The organism is Serinicoccus sp. CUA-874 (genome assembly GCF_001942225.1).
Classification (GTDB): Bacteria; Actinomycetota; Actinomycetes; order Actinomycetales; family Dermatophilaceae; genus Ornithinicoccus; species Ornithinicoccus marinus.
Genome location: NZ_MKJZ01000033.1, coordinates 126,916 through 149,490, shown reverse-complemented (window position 1 = coordinate 149,490; position 22,575 = coordinate 126,916). Strand labels below are relative to the sequence as shown.

Below are 22,575 nucleotides of genomic sequence, written 5' to 3'. Positions count from 1 at the left end.
ACGGGATCCGCACCGGCCCGACGCTATGGTGCTGGTGCGCTGGATGTGACGAATGTGGTTCACGTGATCACGTCGGACAGACCGGCGCGCACGAGGACCGCGACCACTGCTCGGTCGCCCGGGAAAGGATCGACGATGAGCACCACGACCCTGCGGACGCTGACCATCGCCGCCGGTGCGGGCTTCGCGCTGGCGCTCGCCACCCCGGCCGTGGCGGTCGACGAGGACGACCTGGAGGCTACGCCGACGTCAGCTGCGACGTCATGGCGATGCCCGGGACGCGACCGCCACCTACATCGACGAGGCCGTCCACGGGCCCTACCTCGACGGCGACAACGAATGGGTCGCCCTGACCCTGACCTCCGACGAGGGCGAGGTCGCGGTCGAGGACCCGGAGTACGGCGAGACCTACGGCAGCGAGGGTGGCGCGATCATCCGCGAGATCACCCTGTGCCAGGGCGCGGCCGCCGAGGCCGCCGCTGACGCCGAGGAGACCCCTGCGGAGGACGAAGCCGGCGACGACGCAGGTGACGACGCCGACGGTTCCGACGACGACTCCGCCACTGGCGAGGACGAGGCCGACGACGAGACGGCCGGCCCGGCCGTCGAGACCGCAGGCCCGCTCCAAGAGGCCGGGATGTCGCCGCTGCTCGTCGGCGGTGCGGTGCTGGCACTCGTCGGCGCCGGGGCGGCCGCCGTGGGCGTCCGTCGCCGGGGCAGCCAGCAGGGCTGACCCCCGCAGGACTGCCCCGTGAACGCGCGTCTGCTGCTGCCCACCGGGCTGCTGGTCGGGACGCTCGGGGTGAGCGCTCTCGCGGTGCAGGCCGTCGGGGCGATCCAGGGCACCGACGGTCGCCCGGTCCACGCCGAGGGCGAGGGGGCACCGACCTGGGTCACCGTCCCCGGCGCCGGCCTCGAGCACGAACCCATCGCCCCGGAGGGCCTCACCCCGCAGGGCACGATCAACCCGGACCAGGGCAAGGCGATCTGGTATGCCGGGTCCGACCGGGTGGTGCCCGGTCAGGTGGGGACGGCGGTGATCGCGGCGCACGTCAGCTACTACGACGAGCCGGACGTCTTCTACGACCTCGCCGAGGTCGAGGACGGCGAGATCGTCACCGTCGGCTACGGGCACGGGGGGACGAGGGACTTCGTCGTCACCTCCACCCAGCAAGTCTCCAAGGAGGGCCTCCAGCGCAGCGACGCGGTGTGGGGCGACCAGGAGGAGGTCGCCCGGATCGCCCTCATCACCTGCGACCCGTCTCTCGGGCAGCGCAGCGACGGCGGCCAGAAGGCCAACTTCGTCGCGATCGCCGAGGCGGTCGACGGCTGACCTGCTCGTCGACGATCCCCCGGCGGCGGGCGTAGATATCCCAGGGGTCTAGCTTGTCAAGCTGCGGCGGGGTGGCGGTGGGCCCAGGCGGTGTGTTCGTCGTAGGGGGTGCGGTGTTTGAGGCAGCCGTGCAGGATGCCGATCCATCGGTTGCCCAGGGCGCGTAAGGCTTCGTGGTGCTCGTAGTCCGCGGCGCGGCGTTCGTCATAGTAGGCGCGGGCGCCGGGGCTGGTGCTCAGGGAGCAGAAGGCCCACTGGTCGATCGCGTCGTACAGGCGTTTGTTGCGGATGTAACGGGCCAGCACGATCTTCTTCTTGCCTGACGCCTTGGTGATGGGTGAGGTGCCTGCGTAGTTCCTGCGAGACTTGGCGTCAGCGAAGCGTTCGGGGTCGTCCCCGAGCTCGCCGAGCACCCGGGCGCCGAGGATGTCACTCAGGCCTGGCAGCGAGAGGTAGATGTCGGCGTCCGGGTGCTGCTCAAAAGACTGGTTCAGCTGGGTCTCGAGGTCCTCGATCTGGGTGTTGAACGCGGCCAGCAGCCCGACCAGGGCCTTGGTGCTCGCGGCGTAGGACTGCACGACCGGGAGTGGGGCGGCCAGCTGCTCGGTGCACAGGGCGTGCTGGATCCGCTCGGCGGTGGCCTCCAGGTAGCGGCGGCGTCCACCAGCGCGCAGCGCGGCGGTGATCTGGGACAGGGTCAACCGGGCCCCGGTCTCCGGGTCGGGTGCTCGGCCCAGGACGGTCAGGGCGTCCCGGTCATCGAGATCCTCGAACGCGACCAGCGCGGCGGGGTAGTACTCGCGCAGGGCGCTGCGCAGCCGGTTGGTCTCCCGGGCCCGGGACCAGATGAGGTTCTGGTGCGCCCGGGCGAGGACCTTGACACCCTCCACCTGCGCGCTGTCCCCGGCGACCAGGCGGTGGTTGTGCGCGTCGGTGCGGACCAGGTCGGCCAGCATCTTGGCGTCGCCGGCGTCGGACTTGGCCCCACCGACATGGTGCCGGTCCCGGTACCGCGCGGTCGCCCTGGGATTGATCGCGTGGACCAGGTACCCGGCCGCGACCAACGCGTTGACCCACAGGCCCCGGTCGGTCTCGATCCCGACGCGCACCTGCGTGGGGTCCTCGGCATGGGTACCGAGCAGGGCGTGGAAGGCCCTGATGCCCTCGATGCCCTCGCCGAGCCGCTTGGCCGCGAGCTTCTCGCCCGCCTGGTCCATCACGTAGACGTCGTGGTGGTCCTCTGCCCAGTCGTTGCCGACGAAGATCACTCTCACCGCCTCCTTGCTGTTGTCGGTCCTGTCATCTCGCGTGAGCCGAGACCGCCCCGGTAGCGACCTAATGGATCAGTGCTCACCCACAAGCCGCGGGGCACGACATCCCAGTAGCACTCAACGGGCGACCTACCCGCCGGCCGGGACACGATCTACGCATAGAGGTTCCTTGACGACCTCGGGCTGAGAACGGTGCTCACCGGCCGACGGCTCGGCCACCAGCCTCCCACCCCAGTCCTTCCGGAGGGGTGACTGCACTCCCATTAGGCTGGAGGCCTCCCCACCGTCGTGCTCCTCCGATCAGAGGTTCTCCTTGTCGACCCCGCACACCCCCGTCCGCCCCGGCACCGCCACCGACGGCGCGCCCGACCCCGCCGCCGGGCCGCGCCATACCCTCGCCTTCGCGGCGCTGATCCTGGGTGGTGTCGGCATCGGGGTCGCCGAGTTCGTCACCATGGGCGTGCTGCCGCAGATCGCCACCGGGCTGGACGTGAGCATCCCGACCGCGGGGTATGCCATCTCCGCCTACGCCCTCGGGGTCGTCGTCGGGGCGCCGGTCGCCGCGGTGGGCGCGGCCCGGGCGCCGCGCCGGGCCCTGCTCGTGGGGTTCATGCTGCTCTTCGCGCTCGCGAACGCCGCGGCCGCGCTGGCCCCGTCGCTCGGCACGCTCGTGGTCGCACGCTTCGTGGCCGGGCTGCCGCATGCCGGCTTCTTCGGACTCGCCTCGCTCGTGGCCGTCTCCCTGGCTGTCCCCGGCCGCGGTGGGCGCGCCGTGGGCACGGTCATGCTGGGCATCCCCATCGCGCTGCTCCTGGGGGTGCCGCTCGGCACCTGGGCCGGGCAGGTCTTCGGGTGGCGGGTGAGCTACTGGGCCGTCGCGGTCATCGGTCTGCTCGCGGCGCTGCTGGTGCGGGTCTGGGTCCCGCGGACGCCACGGGACCGCACGCAGTCGCGGCGGGCCGAGCTGCGGGCCTTCACCAGCACGCAGTTCTGGCTGACCCTGGCGATCGGCGCCATCGGCTTCGGTGGCATGTTCGCCACGTACTCCTACATCGCCCCCACGGTCACCGAGGTCACCGGGCTGGACGAGGGGTGGGTCCCGGTCTTCCTCCTCGTCTACGGCGTGGTGTCGGTCCTCGGCACCTGGCTCGGCGGCCGGCTGGGGGACTGGTCGGTGCTGCGCACCCTGGTCCTCACCGGCGCCGGCTCCGCCCTCTCGCTGCTCGTCTTCTTCTGGAGCTCCGGCGCGACGGTCCCGGCGCTGCTCACCGTGGCGGCCATCGGGCTGACCAGCTCGGCGTGGGTGGTGGGGCTGCAGCTGCGCCTCATGCACGTCGCGGGCTCCGCGCGCACCCTGGGTGCCGCGATGAACCACGCCTCGCTCAACGTCGCGAACGCCCTCGGCGCCTGGGTCGGCGGGCTGGTCATCGCGGCGGGCTACGGCTACCGCGCCCCGGCGCTCGTCGGTGCGGCGCTCTCGCTCGGCGGGCTCGCCGTCCTCGGCGTCTCGCTGCTCGTCCACCGCCGGGACGTCGGACCCCGCGCCCGGGCTGCGGCACGCGGCTGAGCCCCGGACCTGCCAGACTGGCGCCGACCCGACATATTCCGTGGGAGGGACCGCTCGTATGCCTGATCAGACCACCACCCTGCTCATCCTCGGCGCCTCCGGCGACCTGACCCGCCGGTTGCTGCTCCCCGGTCTCGGCACCCTGCTGCGCGAGGAGCCGGGGCGGACCGTGCGGGTGATGGGGGCGGACCGGGTCGAGCTGAGCCAGGAGGACTGGCAGGCCAAGGTCCGCGACAGCCTCGCCGAGGCCGAGGTGCCGCAGGAGGTGGCCGAGCGGGTCGTCGCCGACTCGACCTATCACCGCACCGACCTGCTCGAGAAGGACCAGCTCAGCGCACTGCTGGAGCAGACCGGCTTTCCGCTGGCGCTCTACTTCGCGCTGCCGCCCGCGGTCACGGTCAAGGTCTGCGTGCTCCTGGAGGAGCTGCGGGTGCCGGAGGGGACCCGGCTCGCGCTGGAGAAGCCCTTCGGCGACAGCCTGGAGTCCGCGCAGGAGCTCAACCGGCAGCTGCTGCGGGTGGTGCCCGAGGGCAGCATCTTCCGGATCGACCACTTCCTCGGCGTCAGCACCATCCTCAACCTCATCGGCCTGCGCTTCGCCAACCGCCTGCTGCAGCCGATCTGGACCGCCGAGCACATCGAGCGGGTCGAGATCTGCTACGACGAGACCCTGGCGCTGGAGGGCCGCGCCGGCTACTACGACCACGCCGGTGCGCTCATGGACATGATCCAGAGCCACTTGCTGGAGATCCTGGCCTTCTTCGCCATGGAGGCCCCGGCGACCATGCAGCCGGAGGAGATCCGCGGGCTCAAGGCGCAGGCGCTGCGGGCCGTCCAGCCGTGGGGGCACGACCCGGCGGCCGCCTCCCGCCGGGCGCGCTACACCGCCGGTGAGGTCGAGGGCACCCAGGTCCCGGACTACGCCTCCGAGGAGGGCGTCGACCCCGAGCGCGAGACCGAGACCCTGGCCCAGCTCACCGTGCAGCTCGACAACGCCCGCTGGAGCGGGGTGCCCTTCGTGCTGCGCTCGGGCAAGGCGCTCCGGGACAAGGCGAAGCGGGTCGTGGTCGTCTTCCGCGAGCCCGCGCACACCCCGACGGGCCTGAGCCCGGCACCCGGCCCGGACCGGCTGATGCTGGAGCTCAAGCCCGGCAGCGTCGCGCTGGAGCTGTCGATGAACGCCGAGGGCGACCCCTTCGACCTGGAGCAGAAGGAGCTCGCCGCCGAGCTCGGCAAGTCCCGGATGCTGCCCTACGGCGAGATCCTCGGCGCCATCCTCGACGGCAACCCGCTGCTGACGATCCGCGGCGACGAGGCCGAGGAGCTGTGGCGGATCGTCGAACCCGTCTACGCCGCCTGGCGGGCGGGCGAGGTGCCGCTGGAGGAGTATGCCGCGGGCTCGGACGGCCCCGGCGGCTGGTGATCCTGCCCACGCCGACACCCCCACCGAGCGTCGCGAATGGTTGCTTCTGACCCCACCGAGCGTCGCGAACCACGCTGGTGTCCAGCAGGTACCTCACAGGTGTGCCGAGCGAGCCGTCAGCCCCAGCCGCTCAGGCTCGAACCGGCTGTCGGTGCCCTCGTCCGTGCTCAGCAGATCGACGATCGTGACAGGCTCGTCGCGCAGCGCTCGGGTCAGCGCGTCGCGTGCCTCTGCCTCCGCCGACCGATGGTTCTGCTCGGCACGCTTGCGCAGCGCCGCCTTGGTCCCCGCGGGAAGGCCGCGGATCAAGATCTGCTCCATCACGACCACCTCCGATATCGCGTGAATGAGAGCATCACCGAGGAAACCCCAGGCCGCGATGTCTCCTGCCGAGCGCGCTCGAACCGCATGCCCGGGCGTCAGGCCCATCCCGCTCAGGCGGGCTGCTCGGCCGCCTCGTCGCGCCGCTCGGGCCCGCTCTCCTCATCCTCGCGCCGACCCACCCGGGCGACCCGGGCAGCCCCGCGGCCCACCAGCTCGTAGAGCACCGGCACGAGGATGAGCGTGAGGGCCGTCGAGGAGATGAGGCCCCCGATGACCACGATGGCCAGCGGCTGGGAGATGAAGGCCCCGCCCCCGGTGATCGCGAAGGCCATCGGGGTGAGCGCCAGGATCGTCGCCGCCGCCGTCATGACGATCGGCCGGAACCGGTGCCGAGCGCCCTCCACGACCGCGTCGGTGCGTTCCAGACCGCGGGCGCGGTACTGGTTGACGAGGTCGATGAGCACGATCGCGTTGGTCACGACGATGCCGATGAGCATGAGCAGCCCGACCATGGAGGCGATATCCAGCGGGGTGTCGGTGAGCAGCAGCAGCCCGATCGAGCCGGTCGCCGCGAAGGGCACCGACACGAGCAGGATGAGCGGTTGGACCAGCGAGTTGAAGGTCGCCACCATGACGAGGTAGACGATCGCGATCGCGGCCACGAGCGCCAGGCCGAGGGCGGCGAAGGCCTCCTCCTGGTCGGCGCTGACCCCGCCGAGGGAGACCTGCACGCCCTCGGGCGTCTCCAGGTTGTCGATCCGCTGCTGCAGGTCGGCCGTGAGCGCACCGAGGTCGTCGGCCGTGGAGCGGCCGCTCACCGTCGCGGCGCGCAGCCCGTCGATGCGGGTGATGCTCACCGCCTCCTCGACCGTCTCCAGCTCGGCCACGTCGCCGAGCCTCACGGCTCCACCGTCGGCCCCGCTGCCGACCTCCAGCTCGCGCAGCGTGTCGAGGTCGTCGACCTGGCCGTCGCTGACCACGACGTCGACCTGGCTGGCGTCGATCTCGACCTGCCCGACGGTCGCCCCGTCGGTCGCGGCCTGGATGACCTGCCCGAGCTGGGCCTCGGCGATCCCGGCCTCCGCCGCGGCCGCACGGTCGACCCGCACCTGCAGCGCGGGCACGGTCTCGGTGAGGTTGTTGCTCACGTCCAGCGCGCCGGCGTCGGACATGAGCGCCGTCACCTCGTCGGCGGTCTCCCGGAGGTCCTCGACGTCCTGACCCTGCACCTGCACCTCCAGCCCGGCGGCGGACGGCCCGCCCTGCTGGCCGACCTGAGCCGTGAAGGTGGCTCCCTCGGGCAGCTCGACCGCGGTGGTCAGCTCGTCGCCGAAGGCCTCGCCCTCCGCTCCCTCCTCGAGCGTCACCGCGAAGGTCGCGCTGTTGGCCCCGCTGCCGAGGAAGACCGCCTCGATGCCGCCGGGGCTCCCCGCGGTCACCTGCGAGGTCACGACCTCGTCCTGCTCGGCCAGCCACTCCTCCACCTGCGCCGCTTTCGCGTCGGTGTCCTCCAGCGTGGTCCCGGTCGGCATCGTGAGGGTCGCCTGCAGCGTGTTCTCGCCCGTGCTCCCGATGAAGTCGGTCTTGAGCAGGGTCGCGGCATACCCCGTGCCGCCGAGCAGCGTGACGGCGAGCAGCACGGTGAGCCAGGGCCGCCCCAGCGCGGCGCGCAGGACCGGGAGGTAGGCGCGCTGGAGCCGGTCGGGGGAGTCGTCCTCCTCGGTCTGCGGTGCCTCCGGCTCGTGCTTGCCGCCCTCGGTGCGGCGTCCGAGGAACCAGAAGCCGAGGACGGGGATGATCGTCAGCGCCACGAGCAGCGAGGCCAGCATGGCCAGCGCCACGGTGACCGCGAAGGGGCGGAACAGCTCACCCACCTGCCCGCCGACGAAGCCCAGCGGCAGGAAGACCGCCACGGTGGCGACCGTCGCCGAGGTGATCGCGCCGGCGACCTCGCGCGTGGCCTCGACCACGGCCGTGCGCCGGTCGTCGCCACGGCCGATGTGCCGCTTGATGTTCTCGATGACGACGATGGAGTCGTCCACGACGCGTCCGACCGAGATGGTCAGCGCGCCGAGGGTGAGGATGTTGAGGGTGTAGCCCGCGGCCTGCAGCCCGACCAGGGCGATGAGCAGCGACAGCGGGATCGACACCGCGGTGACGAGCGTGAGCCGCACCGAGAGCAGGAAGACGAGCACGACGAGGATCGCGAAGCCGAGGCCGAGCAGCCCCTCGGTCGCGAGGTCCTCGATGGAGTCCTCGATGAAGGGCGCGCCGTCGTAGATCGTCACCAGCTCGCCCCCACCGAGCGCGGTGCTGATCTCGTCCTGCAACGCCTCGAGCTCGTGGCTGATCTCGACGGCGTTGCGTCGGGCGTTTTCGTGATCGCGAGGCCGACGCTCGGCTCGCCGTTGGTCCGGGTGTATGCCGTCGCCTCCCGCTCCTCCAGCGTCACGGTGGCCACGTCGCGCAGCCGGGGGATCTCGACCTCGCCGGCCTGCTCGGCGGCGGCTGCCGCCTGCTCGGCCGCTGCGGCCGACGCGGCCGCCTGGGCCGCGAGCTCAGGGTCCTGCGGTGAGGCGGCCGCCGCCTCAGCAGCGTCGTCCGCGGCCTGCTGCGCCTCGTCCGCCTGCTGCTGCGTCTGCGCGGCGGCCTGCTGGGCCGCGGCCGCCTCCTGGCCGAGCATCGGCAGCAGCCCGATCTGCTCGGCCGAGGTCAGCCGGGAGCCGACCTGGACCGGCAGCTCGGTCTCGCCGTCGAGCACCGACCCGCCGGGCAGGACCACCCCGTTGGCCTGCAGCACCTGGGTGACGGTCGAGAGGGTCACGCCCTGCTCCTGCGCCGCCTCCTCGTCGAGGTCGACCGAGACCACCCGGTCGGCGACACCGGAGAGGGTCACCGAGCGCACGCCGTCGATGTCCTCGATGTCGGGGATGACGACCCGCTCCAGCCGGTCGACGAGGTCGCGGGCGTCGTCGCCGCCGCTGGCGGCGAGCTGGATGATCGGGAAGTCGTCGATGTTGCCCGCGAAGATCTGCGGCGTGGCCGAGTCCGGCAAGTCGGGCAGGCTGAGCACGGCCCGCTGCAGGTCCGTCTGCGCCGCGCCGATCTCGGTGCCGTAGTCCAGCTCGACGATCACGGTCGAGAAGCCGTCGGTGCTGGTGGAGGTGACCTCGACGACGTCGTTGAGCCCTTGGGCGGCGGTCTCCACCGGTTCGGTCACCTGCTCCTCGATCACCGACGTGCTCGAGCCCGGTGTGGAGGTGGCCACGACGAGGACGGGGAACTGCAGCGAGGGGAAGAGCTCACGGGGCAGGCTGCCCGCGGACCACAGCCCGGCCAGGATGCTGAAGACGGTGGCCAGGGCCACCAGCGCCCGGTTGCGGACGCTGAACAGGGTGAGGCGCGACATAGGATGTCTAGCCTAAGGCGAACCATTACCCTTGGCCGAATCGACAGGGAGCATCGCTCGGTATGACGTCCACGCCCGACCCGGGAGAGCGCACGGCGCTGCTGGGCCGCCTCACGGAGGCGGAGACCGAGCTGCACGCGCTCGCGATCCGCTGGCTCGAGCCGCTGCCGCTGCCGGCCGACCTCACGCTGCGCCAGCTGCAGGTGCTCACACTGGTCCGGCATACCCCGGGCATCACCGGGCAGGACCTGGCCGGCCACCTCGGTGTCTCCACCGCGACCACGAGCGGCCTGGTCGACCGGGTCGTCGGCAAGGCCTGGGTGGAGCGAGAGCACGACCCCGCCGACCGGCGCCGGGTGCTGCTGCGGCTCACCGCCGAGGGGGAGGAGCTGCTGGCCGGTCTCGAGGTGCCGACCCGGCTGGGCAGGCAGCTGGTGCTGGACCGGCTCACTGACGCCGAGCTGGCGGACCTGGCCCGGCTCGTGCAGCGGATGCGGGACGTCGCTGTCGCGATCGAGGCCGAGCGCCGCTGAGACGTTCTTGCGCTCCTCGTGCGCCACCGGGCCACCCTGGCGCCGTGCGCGAGCGGGGCACCCGGCCTCGGCGGCACCCCCGTGACGAGGAGCAGGACGATGTGGTCGACGACACGAGTGACGGTCCGCGCCATCGCGACCGTGATGCTGCTGGGCGGCACCCCGCTGATGGCGACGGCGGGCCCGCCGCAGGAGGTCGAGCAGGACCTCGAGTTCCTCTACGGCGACGTCGACGAGGACGTGCTGCTCTTCGCCGGCAGGTCCCCGGTGCGCAACGCGGCTGACGCGGGGGTGACCAACGTCGAGTTCCTGGAGGGCTACCTGGAGGACGTGCCGCTCCCGGACGCCAGCGTCGACGTCGTCATCTCCAACTGCGTGATCAACCTCGCGGCCGACAAGCGGGTCGCGCTCGCCGAGGCCTTCCGCGTGCTCCGACCCGGCGGGCGGCTGGCGATCAGCGACGTCGTCGCACTGGCCCCGTGGACCGACGAGCTGCGTGCGGACGTGGAGAGCTGGACCGGCTGCATCGCGGGCGCGCTGCTCGAGAGCGATGACCGGCGCGTCCTGGGCGACGTCGGCTTCCACGACGTCCAGATCGAGCGCACCCACCAGGTGCACGACCTCGCGGCGGCAGCCGTGGTGCGGGCGACCCGACCGGCCTGAGGAGCGTGCGCTCTCCTGGTCGCTGTGGTCGTCCGGTCGCGCCGGATCGCTGAGAACGGCTGTCTCAGATGCCGCGGGGACGCTCCGGCGGCACGGGGAAGCTGGCGCGGACGTGGCCCTCGGCCTCGTCCTGAGCGCTGCCGAGCGAGCCCGGACCGCTGGTGATCTTGATGATGTGGACCGCGGCCACGACGAGCAGCGCGGCGATCAGACCGGCGGCGACCAGAGACTGGGTGAAGGTCCACCACAGCAAGAGCACCACGCCGACCACGGCATACGGGATCAGGGGGAAAGACTTCATCGTCATCAACCACCTTCCTCGATGGGTGCATCACCCTACCGAGGACGGCGCCGAGACGCAGCGTGGCGCCCGACGCCGGCGCCGTCAGCGGGTGCCCTCACCGAGCCCGAGCCGGGCCAGCAGATGGCTCACGTCCGGGTCGGCGCCGCGGAACTCCCGGTAGGTCGAGAGGGCCTCGCGGGACCCGCCGGGCCCCAGCAGCTCCCGTCGGAAGACCTCGCCGGCGGCCCGGGTCATCCCCCCGGGGTGGTCATCGTCGCCCTGCTCGCGGAACCAGGCGACCGTGTCGGCGTCCATGACCTCCGACCAGAGGTAGGAGTAGTAACCGGCGGAGTAAGCCCCGCCGAAGATGTGGTGGAAGTAGGAGCTGCGGTAGCGCGGCGGGACGAGCGGGAAGGCGACTCCCGACCGCTCCAGGGCGGCCGCCTCGAAGGCCTCGACGCCGGAGCCGTCCGCGGGCAGCTCGGTGAGCGGCGTCTGGTGCCAGGCCTGGTCCAGGATCATCGCCTTGAGCAGCTCCAGCGTGTGGTAGCCGGTCTCGGTGCGGCTCGCGGCGAGCTGCTCGACCCACGCGGCGGGGACGGGCTCCCCGGTCTCGTGGTGCCGGGCATACCGCTGCAGGAGCGCCGGCTCCCAGGCCCAGATCTCGTTGACCTGGCTCGGGAACTCGACGAAGTCGCGCGGGACCGAGGTGCCCGAGCGGGAGGGGTAGCGCACGTCGGAGAGCAGCCCGTGCAGGTCGTGCCCGAACTCGTGGAAGAGCGTGATGACGTTGGTCCACGTCATGAGGCTCGGGGAGCCCGGCGCGGGCGGCGGCAGGTTGCAGGTGTTGGTGACGACCGGCAGGTCGCCGAGCAGGTGGGACTGGTCGACGATGCTCGTCATCCACGCCCCGCCCTTCTTGGTCGGCCGGGTGTAGGGGTCGAGGACGACCAGCCCGAGCGTCGTGCCGTCCTCCTCCCGCACCTCGAAGACCCGAGCGTCCTTGGTGTAGCCGACCAGGTCCTCGCGCTCGTGGAAGGTGATGCCGTAGAGCGCGGTGGCGGCGGCGAAGACCCCCTCGGTGAGCACCTGCTCGAACTCGAGGTAGGGCGTGAGCCGGGCCGTGTCGAAGGCGTCGCCGGAGTCGCGCGCGGCGAGGAACTGCCAGTCCCAGGCCTCCAGCGTCGCGTCCGGGTCGAGGGTGCGCAGCTGCTCGGCGAGCGCGTCGGCCTCGCGCTCCGCGAGCTCCACGACCCCCGGCGCGAGCCGTGCCAGCAGGTCGTTGACGGCCGCCGTGGTGCGGGCGCAGCCGACCTGGTGGACGTAGGACGCGTGGTGCTCGTAGCCGAGCAGGGTGGCGCGCTCGGCCCGCAGCCGCGCGATCCGCACCAGGATGTCGCGGGTGTCGTGCTCGCCCTCACTCAGGCCCCGCTCGACGGAGGCGCGGAAGACCCGCTCGCGCAGGCTGCGGTCCTCCAGCGAGTCCAGGACGGGCTGCCCGGTCGTGTTGGTGAGCGTGACGAGCCAGCCGTCGAGCCCCGCGGCCTGGGCCGCCTCGCGCAACCCGGCTGTCTCGTCCGCGCCGAGCCCGGCGAGCTGGGCCTCGTCGGTCACGTGCACGGCGGCGGCCGCGCGGCCGGTGACCAGCAACCGGTCGAACTCGGTGGACAGCGTCGCCAGCTCAGCGTTGAGCTCGCGCAGCCGCGCCTGGCCGGGCTCGTCGAGGGTGATGCCGCCACGCTCGTAGCCCCGCAGCCGCTCGTCGAGCACGAACTCGTCCTGCTCGTCGAGCTCGACCTCCCCGGCGTCGGCGCGCTCGCGCAGCGCCCGGAGCCGGGCATACAGGTCGGGGTCGAGCATGATCGTGTCCGAGTGAGCCGCCAGACGGGGGGCGAACTCGGCCATGATCGCGTCGCGCTCGGGGTTGGTGTCGGCGGACCGGGCGACCCAGAAGGCGGACATCGTGCGGTCCAGGGTGGCGCCGCTGGTCTCCCAGGCGTGCAGGACGTTGGCCACCGTGGCCGGCTCGGGGTCGGCGGCGAGCAGGCGTAGCGCGTCCAGCTGCTCGGCCATCCCCACCTCGATCGCCTCGCGCACGTGCGCATCGGTCATCGTCGCGTAGTCGGGCAGGGAGAACGGCAGCGTGGACGGGGCGAGCAGCGGGTTGGTCATGGCGCTCATCACAGCACAGCGCCGGTATGCCGGTCGTCGCCGGCCCGTGGGCCCACTCTCACGCAGAAGGTGTGCCTCTGCGGTGATGCGTCACGACATCGGCAGCACTGCTGCGGAGGAGTCGCGGTCTCAGGCTGGCGCGAGCCCCGGCAGCACCGTGACCCCCTGCGCCACCGCGGCCTCCCGCAGCCGACCGTCCAGCGAGGCGAGGGGGAGCCCGGTCGCCATCGCCGTGAGCAGATAGCAGGCGTCATAGGCCGTGAGGCCGGACGTGCGGGCCTGGGCGAGCAGCTCCGGCATGCCTGGGTCGTGCTCGCTCACCTCGATCGGCAGCTGGGCGAGCAGGGCGACCAGGTGGGTGGCGTGCGCCGCTGTGATGCGCCCGCGCCGCTCCGCCCCCGCGAGGGCGTTGGCGATCTCCAGGTCCCACAGCGGCGGGACGACGGCACCGTCGGTGCGCACGGTCGCCAGCAGGGAGTCGCTCTGCGGCGTCCACTCGTCCTCGAAGCACCACGACAGCGCTGCCGACGCGTCGAGGACGACGCCGCTCAACGTCGCCCCTCGGCCACGGCCTCGGCAGCGGGCAGCCCGAGGGTGTGCCCGGCGCGGGCTGCGGCGAAGGCGGACTCCAGGTCGGCTGAGGCGGGGGCGGCGCCGCGCACCCCGACGAGCCGGGCGACCGGACGCCCGTGCCGGGTGATGGTGACGGTGGCACCCTGCTCCACCTCGTCGAGGAGTCGAGGCAGGTGGGTCTTGGCGTCGTAGGCGCCCACGTGCTGCTCAGGCAGATCGGACTAGTCTCCGACCAGCCGACACGACGAGGGATCCCGGACGGGGGAGGCACCCGCTCGACCCGCCCGCCTACGCTGGCGGCCATGAGCGACGAGACCACCAAGGACGCCACAGGGAACGGTTCGACCGGCACGGAGACGACGGACCGGCCCGAGCCGCGCGACGTCCTGGTCGAGACGCGGCACACGATCGGCACCGCCGACGGCGACCTGACGTATACCGCCCGCACCGGACGCATCGTCATCCGCGAGGAGGAGGTCAAGGACGACATCTTTCAGGGCTGGACGCCGCGCGGCGAGCTGGCGGTCACGGCCTACACCGTCACCGACGAGGACGGGGAGCCCGACGTCGCCCGCCCGATCACCTTCGTCTTCAACGGCGGCCCCGGGTCGAGCTCGGTGTGGCTGCACCTGGGCGTGCTCGGTCCGCGCATCGCGGTCGCGGGCGAGCCGAACGAGCCGACCCCGCCGCCGTACGCCCTCGCGGACAACCCCGAGACGCTGCTGCGCGCCTCCGACCTGGTCTTCATCGACCCCATGTCGACCGGGTGGTCGCGCGCGGTCGAGGAGGCAAGGCCAAGGACTTCCACGGCTGGAAGAAGGACGTCGAGCAGGTCGCCGAGCTCATCCGTCTCTGGTGCACCCGCGAGGATCGCTGGATGAGCCCGAAGTTCCTGGCCGGGGAGTCCTACGGCACCACCCGGGCGGTGTCGGTGGCCGAGCACCTCTTCACGACCTTCGGTATGCAGCTCAACGGGTTGGTCCTCATCTCCAGCGTGCTCGACTTCGGCACCCAGGACTTCCGGTTCCTGCGCTTCGACGAGGCGTGCCTGTCCTACCTCCCGACGTATGCCGCGATCGCGCACTACCACGGCAAGCACGCGGGTCGGGAGCTCGCCGAGGTGCTCGGTGAGGCCGAGGAGCTGGCGGCGGGGGCATACCGCTGGGCGCTGGCGCGGGGCAACCGGCTTACCGACGACGAGCGTGCCGAGGTCGCCGCGCAGGTGGCGCGCCTGACCGGGCTGTCGCAGGACTACGTCGAGCGCTGCGACCTGCGCCCCGAGCACTGGCGCTTCTGCACCGAGCTGCTGCGCGACCGGGGCGAGACGGTCGGCCGGATCGACGGCCGGATCCGGGGTGTCCTGCACTCCGGGATCGCCGAGGGCATGGACGCCGACCCAAGCATCGACACGATCATGGGCCCGTACGCCGCCGCGATCCACCACTACCTGCGGGCCGAGCTGCGCTCCGAGCTGGACCTGCCCTACGCCGTCTTCTCGGACGCGATCGAGCACTGGTCCTACAAGGAGTTCGAGGGCAGGCCGATCAACGTCGTCGACAAGCTGGAGCGGGTCATGCGCGCCAACCCGCACCTGCGGGTCCGCTTCGAGTACGGCTACTACGACCTCGCGACGCCGTATGCCGCCGCCGAGGACACGGTCGCGCACCTGCGCCTGCCGGACGCGGCGCTGGACCGGATCGAGCACGCGTGGTTCGAGACCGGGCACATGCCCTACGTCGGCGAGAGCTCGCGGGTCGAGGAGGCCGAGGGCATCACCGACTTCGTCCGGCGCGCGGCGACCGTCGGCAGCTAGGTTGAGGCCATGAAGGGTCGTGTGCTCGGTGTCGTGGCGATGATCCCGGTGGTGCTGCTGGCCCTGGTCGGCGGCCTTGCCCTGCTCACCGACTGGCGCCCCTCGCTCAACCCCTTCACCGAGGAGGAGATCGACCGGACCGGGCCCTCGGTGCTGCAGTCGCTTACCGAGATCAGCGACTTCCACGCGGCCAGCGCCTACTACGAGACCGTCGTCGACCTGGAGCGGGACACCCGCTTCGTGCCCGGCTGGATCAGCGGAGAGCGGGTGCTCTACGTCGGCAAGGGCACGGTCGACGCGGTGGTCGACTTCAGCGCGCTCGACGATCGCCGGGTGCAGGTCGACGAGGAGAGCGGCGCGGTCCGGGTGCGGCTTCCGGAGCCGAGCGTCGGCGACCCCGTGCTGGACCTCGAGGAGAGCTACGTCGTGAGCGTCGACCGGGGGATCACCAACCGCTTCCGGGGCTCGGACCTGGAGCAGGAGGCGCAGCGGGTCGCGGTGGCGCAGATGAGCGAGGCGGCCGAGGGGACGGGGCCGCTGGTCGAGCTCGCCGAGAGCAACACGGTCGCCATGCTCGAGGGGCTGCTGGAGGCCCTGGGGCACGAGGACGTGAGCGTCACCTTCGCCGGCTGACAAGCCGATGGTCCCGTGGAAGTCGGGAAGGGTGCCGACTCCCACGGGACCGTGATCGAGGCGTCAGGCCTCGGGCAGCGGCTCGACCTCGTAGGTCGCGGCCGGCAGTTCGTCGTCGCGCTCGTCGGCCTTGACCGCGGCCACGCCGGCGACGATGAGGCGCCGCCGAGGAGCTGCACGGGTGCCGGCATCTCCCCGAGCACCAGCCAGGCGAAGAGCACGGCGAACATCACCTCGGCCAGCCCCACGAAGGAGGCGACCTTGGCGCCGAGCATGCGGGCGGCGATGATCCCGGTGAGGTATGCCCCGGCCGCGGCGACCAGGCCGAGCCAGGCCACCGGCAGCCACCACGGCGCGGTGGCGCCGGCGAGGGTCACGCTCTGCGTGCTGACGCTCATGGGCAGGACGCCGATGAGGCCGGCCAGCCCGAGGACGGCCGCGCCGATCGCCATGCCGAGCGCGGCGAAGGCGGTCGGCGGCAGGCCGCTGGAGTCGTCGGAGCCGACGATGAAGAAGCCGGCGAGGCCGACAGCGGCGACCAGGCCCCACATGACCCCGACGGTGCTCAGCTGCACGTCGCCGAGGACGTCGAGCACGAGCAGCAGGCCGATGACCGCGAGGCTGACGCCCCCGATGGTCAGCGCGCGGGGCCGCTGGCCGTGGCGGGCCCAGAGCCAGCCGACGACGAGGATCGGGCCGAGGTACTCCAGCATGAGGGCCACGCCGACGGAGAGCCGCTCGACGGCGAGGAAGTAGAACAGCTGGGCGGTGGCGACGGCCAGCAGGCCGAAGAGCCCGGTGTGGATCCAGGTGACCGGGCGTCGCAGCAGGTGCCACCGGCCGCGCATCGCGATCGCGGCAGGGCCGGCGAGGATGAGCGCGCCGAGCCCGACGCGGACGGCGACGGCGGCGCCCGAGGACCAGCCGGTGAGCAGCAGGCTCTTGCCGACGGTGCCGGAGGTGCCGAACATCGCGGCCGAGACCAGGGCGACGGCCAGCCCGAGCAGCACGGTGCGCAGGCCGCTGCGACCGCTCGTCGGTCGGGCGGTGGTCACGTCGTGGGTGCGGGTGGTGGTCATGGGGCTGGCCCCCCTTCTGCAGTTGGCGTCATGGGTGTCGATGGGTGACACTCATGACGATACCGATGCCCACCATCAGGAGTCAAGGTGCTTTTCACTCATGACACAGAGGTGGCGCTACAGGGCGCGGCCGGGCTGGTCAACACCCGCAGCGGGGCCGGCAGCGGCAGCGACCACCTGCCCTCCGAGCAGGCCGTGCGCGCGCGGGCGGAGGGGCTCGACACCCTCACCAGCGCCGCCGAGCTGCAGGACTTCGCCTCGACGTGGGGCTGGTCGGGGCGGCCGCCCACGGACCGGGCCGGGGTCGAGCGGGTCCGCGCCCTGCGTCCGCGGCTGGCCCAGCTCTGGGACCTCGACGAGCCGGGGGTGGTCGACCTCGTCAACACGCTGCTCGCCCAGGAGCGGGCGGTCCCGCAGCTGGTCGACCACGACGGGTGGGGCTGGCACCTGCACGGCGTCCCCGACGACGCCCCTTTCGCCACCCGCATGGCGGTCGAGGCGGCGATGGCGATGATCGACGTCGTGCGCGCCGACGAGCTGCAGCGGCTGCGCCGGTGCGGCGCCGACGACTGCGACGGGGTCCTGGTCGACCTCTCCCGCAACCGGTCCAAGCGCTTCTGCAGCACCACCTGCGGCAACCGGGTCGCCGCCGCGGCCTATCGTGAGCGGCAGAGCGGCGAGGACTGACGCCGACCGCGCAGACGGCATACCGGAGGACGACCATGACCCCCCACGACGGCGAGGCGCTCGCCCCCGGCACCCGCGCCGTGTCCCTCGGGCGGCCGGCCCGAGAGCCCGGCGCCCCGGTCAACGTGCCGGTGACCTTCACCTCGACGTATGCCGCGGACGGCGCGGTCGACTACGCCCGTGACGGCAACCCGACGTGGGAGGCCCTGGAGGAGGTGCTCGGGTCGCTGGAGGGGGGCGACGCGTTGGTCTTCGCCTCCGGGATGGGTGCCATCGCGGCGACCATGTCGCTGGTCCCAGTCGGTGGCGTGGTCGTCGCGCCGACGCACGTCTACAACGGCACGACCGGCCAGCTGGCCGACCGCGAGGTCGCCGGCGCGCTCACCCAGCGGCGGGTCGACCCCGAGGACGTCGCGGCGATCGTCGACGCCTGCGAGGGGGCGGACGTGCTGCACCTGGAGTCGCCGTCCAACCCGATGATGGAGGTCACCGATGTGGCGGCGGTCGTGCGCGGGCTGGTCGAGCGGTACGGCGAGGACCGGCCCGTCGTGGTGTGCGACAACACCTTCGCGACGCCGCTGGCGCAGCAGCCGCTGACCTGGGGTGCCGACGTGGTGGTGCACTCGGCGACGAAGTATCTCGCCGGCCACTCGGACGCGCTCTTCGGCGCCCTGGTCGTCTCGGGGGAGCGGCCCGACCTGCTGCAGCGGCTGCACACGCACCGCACGCTCTACGGCGCGATCCCGGGGCCGATGGAGACCTTCCTCGTGCTGCGCGGGGTGCGGACGCTGCACCTGCGGCTGGAGCGCGCCGAGGCCAACGCGCGCGAGCTCGTCGCACGGCTGGAGGAGCACCCGGTCGTGCAGCGGGTGCGCTACCCCGGCTTCGGCGGCATGGTGTCGATCGAGGTCGCCGGGGGCGTCGAGCGGGCCGAGGCGATCTGTGCCGCGACCCGGCTGTGGGTGCACTCGACCAGCCTCGGCGGGGTGGAGAGCCAGATCGAGCGTCGCCGCCGCCACGCGCTGGAGGTCGAGACGGTCCCCGAGACGCTGCTCCGCCTCTCGGTCGGCGTCGAGGACGTCGAGGACCTCTGGGCCGACCTCGCCCGGGCCCTCGACGCCACCCGCTGACCGCTCACCGGCCGGGGGGCCGGTCGGGCGTCGCTCAGGTGCGGGTGTAGCCGTAGAGGTCCGTCATGCGCTCGTTGACCCAGATCTCCTTGCGGCCGTCGGGGTCGGCGATCTGGACCGTGCGGCTGTAGGTCTCGTCGATGAGCACGGCCTCGATCCCCGCCTCGGTGAGCAGCGCCAGCGCCTCCTCGACGTCACCGTCCCACTCGAAGGCCAGCTCGACCGCCGGTGACTCGTCCCGGTGCGCGGCGACAAGGCCGCCGCCCTCGCAGCGCAGGTCGGTCCAGATGCGATCGTCCGCCACCGTGCGCGGGCGCGCACCGATGCCCTCGAGCACCCCGGTGATCATCGCCGTGTCCGGGCCGTACCAGATCGGCAGGGCCGCCAGCCTCCGGTCGCTCACGCCGCCCTCGCGTTCCACCGGGGTGGGCGAGTCGAGGGTGAAGCTGGTCCCGTCGGGCGCCTCGACCATGCCCGCCTCGCCGTGGTCCGGGTGGCCGAGCGTGATCGGCACGCCGGCCGCTGCGGCCGCGGCCACCGCCTCGGGGACGGGCGTCGTCGTCGAGAGGGCGAGGGCGCACACCCCGGCCGGCTGTTGCTCGCTCGCGGCGTGGAGCGCGACGCGGCCCGAGCCGACGGCATACACCAGCCAGCCGGGGCGCTCGTAGACGAGGTGCCCGCCGAGGGTCTCCAGGAGCCGCTGCCAGGCGGGGAGGTCCGAGGTGAAGCGGATGGGCTGGGCGGTGAGGTCGGTGATCACTTCTGCTCTCCTTCGTTCGAGACGAGGTAGGCCCGGAGCGCCTTCTCGACGAGCGCGGACAGGCTGATCGCCTCGTCGATGCCGCGGTGCTTGATCTCGGTGATGAGGTCCCGAGGGAGGTAGACGTTGAACTGCGCCTTGTCGGTCATATGTAGGATGCTAGCAAACTAGCCTGGTGGCGAGAGCTGCTTCTGAGCAGAGGTCCAGGTCGGCCGTCCCTAGGATGAGCGGCATGAGCTTCTTCGTCGTGCACTACACCTACTCCGACGACACCGCGGCGCGCGACCAGCACCGGCCGGCGCACCGTGAGTTCCTGGGCGGGCTGGCGGCCGAGGGCACCGCCCTGCTCAGCGGTCCCTACGCCAGCATCGAGGAGGCGCCCGACGCCGCGCTGCTCATCCTGCGGGCCGAGAGCGCGGCCGACCTGGCCGAGCTGCTGCGGGAGGACCCGTTCCAGCAGCTGGGGCTGGTCGAGCAGGTGGCGATCCGGGAGTGGACGCCGGTGCTGGGGGCGTGGTTCGACGGGGCGCTCGCGGGCGAGGTGTAGCTTCGGCGGCATGGTCGAGCAGGGGGAGTCCACGGAGGCGGTGCGGGCGCCGGGGTCGATGATCGGGTCGGTGATCGGCCTGGTCGGTGGCACGGTCTTCGTGCTCGTCAACCGCGGGGAGCTGCCGCAGGCCTGGTCGACCGCAGCGCTGGTCGCCTGGGTGGTGCTGCTCCTCGGGGCTGCGTGGGCCGTCTTCGTGCGCCGCGGCGGCGCCCGTCAGACCTCCGCTCCGCACCGTCGCGCCGGCCTGGTCTACGGCCTCTCCGTGCTGGGGATGCTCGCGTTCTTCGTCGCCGGCAGCGCCGTGCTGCGCGCCGCAGACGTCCCCGAGCTCGGCCCGGCGCTCATCGCCCTCGGTGTCGGCCTGCACTTCATCCCGTTCGCCCGTGCCTTCGGCGTGCCCTTCTTCACCGGCCTCGGTGGGGCCGTGTCGGTCGTGGGCGGGCTCGGGCTCGCGCTCGGCCTGGTATGGGCGCCCGTGGCCGCTCCGGCGGCGGCCGTCCTGGCCGGCCTGCTCATGGTTGCGCTCATCGGCGCCGCTGCGACCAGGCGCTGAACCCGACCCCCGGCCATCCGGCCGACGCGCCGGCCGGAGACGGCTCAGCCATGCACGTGCGTACCTGAGCCGGTGACGACGGGCGTGTCCTCGCGACGGATCGCCCCGCCTCACCCCTGCGCGCTGACGTAGGTCCCGGCGGAGCCGTCGACGAGCGCGGCGACCTCCTCCAGGCTGCCGATCGAGGCTGCCGCGCCCGCGCCGGCGACCTCGACGAAGCGGCATACCGCCTCGACCTTGGGACCCATCGACCCGGCCGGGAGGTCGAGCGCCCGCAGCTGCTCGGGGGTGGTGCGTCGGATCTCCCGCGCGTCGTCCGTGCCGAAGCCCTGCATCACGGCCGGCACGTCGGTGAGCACGAGCAGCCGGTCCGCGCCGAGGCGGTGCGCGAGGAGCGCGGCGGACAGGTCCTTGTCGATGACCGCCTCGACCCCGCGCAGGTCGCCGGTGCCCGTCCGCACGACGGGCACGCCGCCACCGCCGGCGCAGACGACGATGACCGACTCGTCGAGCAGGTGGTCGATGAGCCTGGTCTCGATGATCTCGCGCGGCCGGGGCGAGGGGACGACGCGGCGCCAGTGCTCGCCGTCGGCCTTCACCTGCCATCCGTGCTTCTCGGCCAGCTCATGCGCCGTCGCCTCGTCGTAGACCTCCCCGACGAACTTCGTCGGGTCGGAGAAGGCCGGGTCGTCGGCGTCGACGAGGGTCTGGTTGAGGACGGCGGCGAACTGCCGGTAGGGCCGCTCGTTGCCGATCGCCTGCAGGATCCAGTAGCCGATGAGCCCCTGCGTCATCGCCCCCAGCGCGTCGAACGGGTAGGGCTGGCTCAGCCGCGCGTCGTCCGCGCTCTCCATCGCCAGGATCCCGACCTGCGGCCCGTTGCCGTGGGTGATGACGACCTGGTGGTCGTCGGTCAGCGGCGCCAGCGCCGCCATCGCCCGCCGGATGTTGGCGACCTGCGCCGCGGCGTCGGGCACCTGCCCGCGCTCGAGCAGCGCGTTCCCGCCGAGGGCGACGACGATCCTCATGCCCAGACGGTATGCCCTCCCGCTGCTCGGGGCCGGGAGGCGTCTTCCGCCAGGCCGCTCGAGCGGTTAAGGTAAGGGTGACCTAAGCCATGCCGACCACGAGGTGAGCTGCCGTGACCGCACCCTTGTCCGAAGCGCTGCGCGACGCCACCGCGACGGCGCACTCCGAGGCCGAGCGCTCGGCCTTCGTCACGGACCTGGTCGAGGGCCGCGCCTGCGCGGCGGCCTTCACCGCGCTCGCGACCCAGCACCTGCTGATCTACCGGGCGCTGGAGGACGTGCTGCACACCCACTACGCCGGCCACCCGCTGCTGGCGCCCGTGGCCGACCGTCGTCTCGACCGCGTGCCCGCCCTGCGCCACGACCTTGAGGTCCTGGTCGGCCCGGACCACGAGGTGCGCCTGGCCGACGGGCGACTGCCGATCTGCGTCGCGACCTCCGCCTACGCGACCACCCTGCGGGACCGGCATACCCCGGAGATGGTCCTGGCCAACCACTACGTGCGCTACCTCGGTGACCTCTCGGGCGGGCAGATCGTGGCGCGGCTGGTGCACCGCCACTACGGGGTGCCGACCGACGGGCTGACGTTCTACTCCTTCGCCGGGATCGACAAGCCCAAGGTCTACAAGGACGGCTACCGCGCCCGGCTGGACCAGATTCCTCTGACCGCGGTGCAGCGGGAGGCGGTCCTCGAGGCCGCGGTGCAGAGCTTCGCGGCGAACGAGGCGGTCTTCGCCGACCTGGCCGCGGCGCGGACCCCGTTGCACTCGGCGGCGGGGGTCGGCGGCTGA

General features: G+C 72.5%; 25 protein-coding genes and 1 pseudogene. 14 read left to right on the top strand and 12 right to left on the bottom strand.

Features of this window, described 5'->3' with window-relative positions; translation table 11 throughout:
• Window positions 1-175: 175 nt before the first annotated feature.
• Together BJF80_RS09595 and BJF80_RS09590 are read left to right on the top strand one after the other, a co-directional pair.
• Window positions 176-733 carry a hypothetical protein gene (locus BJF80_RS09595; RefSeq protein WP_075813169.1) on the top strand — a complete coding sequence of 186 codons (558 nt, stop codon included), beginning with the start codon at window positions 176-178 and terminating at the stop codon, window positions 731-733.
• An 18-nt stretch (window positions 734-751) separates the two neighbouring features.
• Window positions 752-1,333: a class F sortase gene (locus BJF80_RS09590; RefSeq protein WP_075813167.1), complete on the top strand. Its 582-nt coding sequence runs from the start codon at window positions 752-754 to the stop codon at window positions 1,331-1,333.
• Between the two features lie 56 nt (window positions 1,334-1,389).
• Here BJF80_RS09590 and BJF80_RS09585 read toward each other — a convergent pair whose 3' ends face one another.
• Window positions 1,390-2,601 (bottom strand): IS110 family RNA-guided transposase, encoded by a 1,212-nt coding sequence (locus tag BJF80_RS09585; RefSeq protein ID WP_075813165.1) that lies wholly within the window; start codon window positions 2,599-2,601, stop codon window positions 1,390-1,392.
• Window positions 2,602-2,917: 316 nt separating this feature from the next.
• Between BJF80_RS09585 and BJF80_RS09580 the strand changes: the two genes are divergently transcribed.
• Entirely contained in the window at window positions 2,918-4,171 is a 1,254-nt protein-coding gene (locus BJF80_RS09580) for an MFS transporter (RefSeq protein ID WP_075813163.1), read from the top strand.
• 58 nt (window positions 4,172-4,229) lie between these two features.
• On the top strand, window positions 4,230-5,594 hold the full coding sequence (locus tag BJF80_RS09575) for a glucose-6-phosphate dehydrogenase (protein ID WP_075813161.1): 1,365 nt from the start codon (window positions 4,230-4,232) through the stop codon (window positions 5,592-5,594).
• A 93-nt stretch (window positions 5,595-5,687) separates the two neighbouring features.
• Here BJF80_RS09575 and BJF80_RS09570 read toward each other — a convergent pair whose 3' ends face one another.
• From BJF80_RS09570 to BJF80_RS18415, 3 genes are read right to left on the bottom strand one after another with little or no spacing between them, the layout of a single operon-like run.
• A complete protein-coding gene (locus BJF80_RS09570; RefSeq protein ID WP_202817180.1) occupies window positions 5,688-6,023 on the bottom strand; it encodes a FitA-like ribbon-helix-helix domain-containing protein in 336 nt (111 codons plus the stop codon).
• A 5-nt stretch (window positions 6,024-6,028) separates the two neighbouring features.
• The gene (locus BJF80_RS09565) at window positions 6,029-8,248 is read right to left on the bottom strand and encodes an efflux RND transporter permease subunit (protein WP_187344358.1); all 2,220 of its coding nucleotides are present in this window, start codon (window positions 8,246-8,248) and stop codon (window positions 6,029-6,031) included.
• On the bottom strand, window positions 8,203-9,327 hold the full coding sequence (locus BJF80_RS18415) for an efflux RND transporter permease subunit (RefSeq protein ID WP_143554063.1): 1,125 nt from the start codon (window positions 9,325-9,327) through the stop codon (window positions 8,203-8,205). Before BJF80_RS18415 ends, BJF80_RS09565 begins: the two co-directional genes overlap by 46 nt.
• Window positions 9,328-9,389: 62 nt before the next feature.
• Here BJF80_RS18415 and BJF80_RS09560 point away from each other — a divergent pair, with 62 nt between their 5' ends.
• Both BJF80_RS09560 and BJF80_RS09555 read left to right on the top strand, forming a co-directional pair.
• Window positions 9,390-9,860 carry a MarR family winged helix-turn-helix transcriptional regulator gene (locus BJF80_RS09560; protein ID WP_022925808.1) on the top strand — a complete coding sequence of 157 codons (471 nt, stop codon included), beginning with the start codon at window positions 9,390-9,392 and terminating at the stop codon, window positions 9,858-9,860.
• 99 nt (window positions 9,861-9,959) lie between these two features.
• Window positions 9,960-10,523, top strand: coding sequence for a methyltransferase domain-containing protein (locus BJF80_RS09555; protein WP_083673581.1), 564 nt, complete (start codon window positions 9,960-9,962; stop codon window positions 10,521-10,523).
• A 64-nt stretch (window positions 10,524-10,587) separates the two neighbouring features.
• Here the strand turns inward: BJF80_RS09555 and BJF80_RS09550 are convergent, their stop codons facing one another.
• The 4 genes from BJF80_RS09550 to BJF80_RS09535 form a co-directional block, all read right to left on the bottom strand.
• Window positions 10,588-10,824 (bottom strand): hypothetical protein, encoded by a 237-nt coding sequence (locus tag BJF80_RS09550; RefSeq protein WP_143554062.1) that lies wholly within the window; start codon window positions 10,822-10,824, stop codon window positions 10,588-10,590.
• Between the two features lie 84 nt (window positions 10,825-10,908).
• A complete protein-coding gene (locus BJF80_RS09545; protein ID WP_075813155.1) occupies window positions 10,909-12,987 on the bottom strand; it encodes a M3 family metallopeptidase in 2,079 nt (692 codons plus the stop codon).
• Between the two features lie 120 nt (window positions 12,988-13,107).
• Window positions 13,108-13,530: a type II toxin-antitoxin system VapC family toxin gene (locus BJF80_RS09540; protein ID WP_075813153.1), complete on the bottom strand. Its 423-nt coding sequence runs from the start codon at window positions 13,528-13,530 to the stop codon at window positions 13,108-13,110.
• Window positions 13,527-13,751, bottom strand: a complete 225-nt coding sequence (locus BJF80_RS09535) for a type II toxin-antitoxin system Phd/YefM family antitoxin (RefSeq protein WP_237767526.1) — start codon at window positions 13,749-13,751, stop codon at window positions 13,527-13,529. The genes BJF80_RS09540 and BJF80_RS09535 overlap by 4 nt, the downstream gene beginning before the upstream one ends.
• 102 nt (window positions 13,752-13,853) lie before the next feature.
• Between BJF80_RS09535 and BJF80_RS20080 the strand changes: the two genes are divergently transcribed.
• The 3 genes from BJF80_RS20080 to BJF80_RS09525 are packed head-to-tail and all read left to right on the top strand — an operon-like array spanning window position 13,854 to window position 15,997.
• Window positions 13,854-14,432 (top strand): hypothetical protein, encoded by a 579-nt coding sequence (locus tag BJF80_RS20080; protein ID WP_237767525.1) that lies wholly within the window; start codon window positions 13,854-13,856, stop codon window positions 14,430-14,432.
• The gene (locus tag BJF80_RS20075; protein ID WP_237767524.1) at window positions 14,429-15,364 is read left to right on the top strand and encodes a hypothetical protein; all 936 of its coding nucleotides are present in this window, start codon (window positions 14,429-14,431) and stop codon (window positions 15,362-15,364) included. The genes BJF80_RS20080 and BJF80_RS20075 overlap by 4 nt, the downstream gene beginning before the upstream one ends.
• A gap of 9 nt (window positions 15,365-15,373) precedes the next feature.
• Complete coding sequence (locus BJF80_RS09525) at window positions 15,374-15,997, top strand: DUF4230 domain-containing protein (protein ID WP_075813149.1); 624 nt, start codon at window positions 15,374-15,376, stop codon at window positions 15,995-15,997.
• 221 nt (window positions 15,998-16,218) lie between these two features.
• On the opposite strand, the pseudogene BJF80_RS09520 reads toward BJF80_RS09525, so the two are convergent.
• Window positions 16,219-16,968 (bottom strand): annotated as a pseudogene (locus BJF80_RS09520) (EamA family transporter); the annotation flags it as partial.
• 219 nt (window positions 16,969-17,187) lie between these two features.
• Here BJF80_RS09520 and BJF80_RS09515 point away from each other — a divergent pair.
• Together BJF80_RS09515 and BJF80_RS09510 are read left to right on the top strand one after the other, a co-directional pair.
• Window positions 17,188-17,763 (top strand): CGNR zinc finger domain-containing protein, encoded by a 576-nt coding sequence (locus BJF80_RS09515; protein WP_237767523.1) that lies wholly within the window; start codon window positions 17,188-17,190, stop codon window positions 17,761-17,763.
• A gap of 35 nt (window positions 17,764-17,798) precedes the next feature.
• Complete coding sequence (locus BJF80_RS09510; RefSeq protein ID WP_075813145.1) at window positions 17,799-18,893, top strand: trans-sulfuration enzyme family protein; 1,095 nt, start codon at window positions 17,799-17,801, stop codon at window positions 18,891-18,893.
• 34 nt (window positions 18,894-18,927) lie between these two features.
• Here the strand turns inward: BJF80_RS09510 and BJF80_RS09505 are convergent, their stop codons facing one another.
• Together BJF80_RS09505 and BJF80_RS09500 are read right to left on the bottom strand one after the other, a co-directional pair.
• The gene (locus tag BJF80_RS09505) at window positions 18,928-19,653 is read right to left on the bottom strand and encodes a hypothetical protein (protein ID WP_075813143.1); all 726 of its coding nucleotides are present in this window, start codon (window positions 19,651-19,653) and stop codon (window positions 18,928-18,930) included.
• Window positions 19,650-19,802 (bottom strand): CopG family transcriptional regulator, encoded by a 153-nt coding sequence (locus BJF80_RS09500; protein ID WP_075813141.1) that lies wholly within the window; start codon window positions 19,800-19,802, stop codon window positions 19,650-19,652. The genes BJF80_RS09505 and BJF80_RS09500 overlap by 4 nt, the downstream gene beginning before the upstream one ends.
• An 83-nt stretch (window positions 19,803-19,885) precedes the next feature.
• Between BJF80_RS09500 and BJF80_RS09495 the strand changes: the two genes are divergently transcribed.
• A complete protein-coding gene (locus BJF80_RS09495) occupies window positions 19,886-20,200 on the top strand; it encodes a YciI family protein (RefSeq protein ID WP_075813139.1) in 315 nt (104 codons plus the stop codon).
• Between the two features lie 10 nt (window positions 20,201-20,210).
• Window positions 20,211-20,756, top strand: a complete 546-nt coding sequence (locus BJF80_RS09490; RefSeq protein ID WP_083673580.1) for a hypothetical protein — start codon at window positions 20,211-20,213, stop codon at window positions 20,754-20,756.
• 110 nt (window positions 20,757-20,866) lie between these two features.
• Here BJF80_RS09490 and BJF80_RS09485 read toward each other — a convergent pair whose 3' ends face one another.
• Window positions 20,867-21,784, bottom strand: a complete 918-nt coding sequence (locus BJF80_RS09485; protein WP_075813137.1) for a carbamate kinase — start codon at window positions 21,782-21,784, stop codon at window positions 20,867-20,869.
• Window positions 21,785-21,897: 113 nt separating this feature from the next.
• On the opposite strand from BJF80_RS09485, the gene BJF80_RS09480 reads away from it, so the two are divergent.
• Window positions 21,898-22,575: a biliverdin-producing heme oxygenase gene (locus BJF80_RS09480; RefSeq protein ID WP_075813135.1), complete on the top strand. Its 678-nt coding sequence runs from the start codon at window positions 21,898-21,900 to the stop codon at window positions 22,573-22,575.

Bases quoted from the DNA above. Each gene is read 5' to 3' on its own strand.
- BJF80_RS09575 (WP_075813161.1), top strand. From the start codon at position 4,230: ATGCCTGATCAGACCACCACCCTGCTCATCCTCGGCGCCTCCGGCGAC.
- BJF80_RS09570 (WP_202817180.1), bottom strand. From the start codon at position 6,023: ATGGGCCTGACGCCCGGGCATGCGGTTCGAGCGCGCTCGGCAGGAGAC.
- BJF80_RS18415 (WP_143554063.1), bottom strand. From the start codon at position 9,327: ATGTCGCGCCTCACCCTGTTCAGCGTCCGCAACCGGGCGCTGGTGGCC.
- BJF80_RS09560 (WP_022925808.1), top strand. From the start codon at position 9,390: ATGACGTCCACGCCCGACCCGGGAGAGCGCACGGCGCTGCTGGGCCGC.
- BJF80_RS09555 (WP_083673581.1), top strand. From the start codon at position 9,960: ATGTGGTCGACGACACGAGTGACGGTCCGCGCCATCGCGACCGTGATG.
- BJF80_RS09550 (WP_143554062.1), bottom strand. From the start codon at position 10,824: ATGAAGTCTTTCCCCCTGATCCCGTATGCCGTGGTCGGCGTGGTGCTC.
- BJF80_RS09545 (WP_075813155.1), bottom strand. From the start codon at position 12,987: ATGAGCGCCATGACCAACCCGCTGCTCGCCCCGTCCACGCTGCCGTTC.
- BJF80_RS20080 (WP_237767525.1), top strand. From the start codon at position 13,854: ATGAGCGACGAGACCACCAAGGACGCCACAGGGAACGGTTCGACCGGC.
- BJF80_RS20075 (WP_237767524.1), top strand. From the start codon at position 14,429: ATGAGCCCGAAGTTCCTGGCCGGGGAGTCCTACGGCACCACCCGGGCG.
- BJF80_RS09525 (WP_075813149.1), top strand. From the start codon at position 15,374: ATGAAGGGTCGTGTGCTCGGTGTCGTGGCGATGATCCCGGTGGTGCTG.
- BJF80_RS09510 (WP_075813145.1), top strand. From the start codon at position 17,799: ATGACCCCCCACGACGGCGAGGCGCTCGCCCCCGGCACCCGCGCCGTG.
- BJF80_RS09500 (WP_075813141.1), bottom strand. From the start codon at position 19,802: ATGACCGACAAGGCGCAGTTCAACGTCTACCTCCCTCGGGACCTCATC.
- BJF80_RS09495 (WP_075813139.1), top strand. From the start codon at position 19,886: ATGAGCTTCTTCGTCGTGCACTACACCTACTCCGACGACACCGCGGCG.
- BJF80_RS09490 (WP_083673580.1), top strand. From the start codon at position 20,211: ATGGTCGAGCAGGGGGAGTCCACGGAGGCGGTGCGGGCGCCGGGGTCG.
- BJF80_RS09485 (WP_075813137.1), bottom strand. From the start codon at position 21,784: ATGAGGATCGTCGTCGCCCTCGGCGGGAACGCGCTGCTCGAGCGCGGG.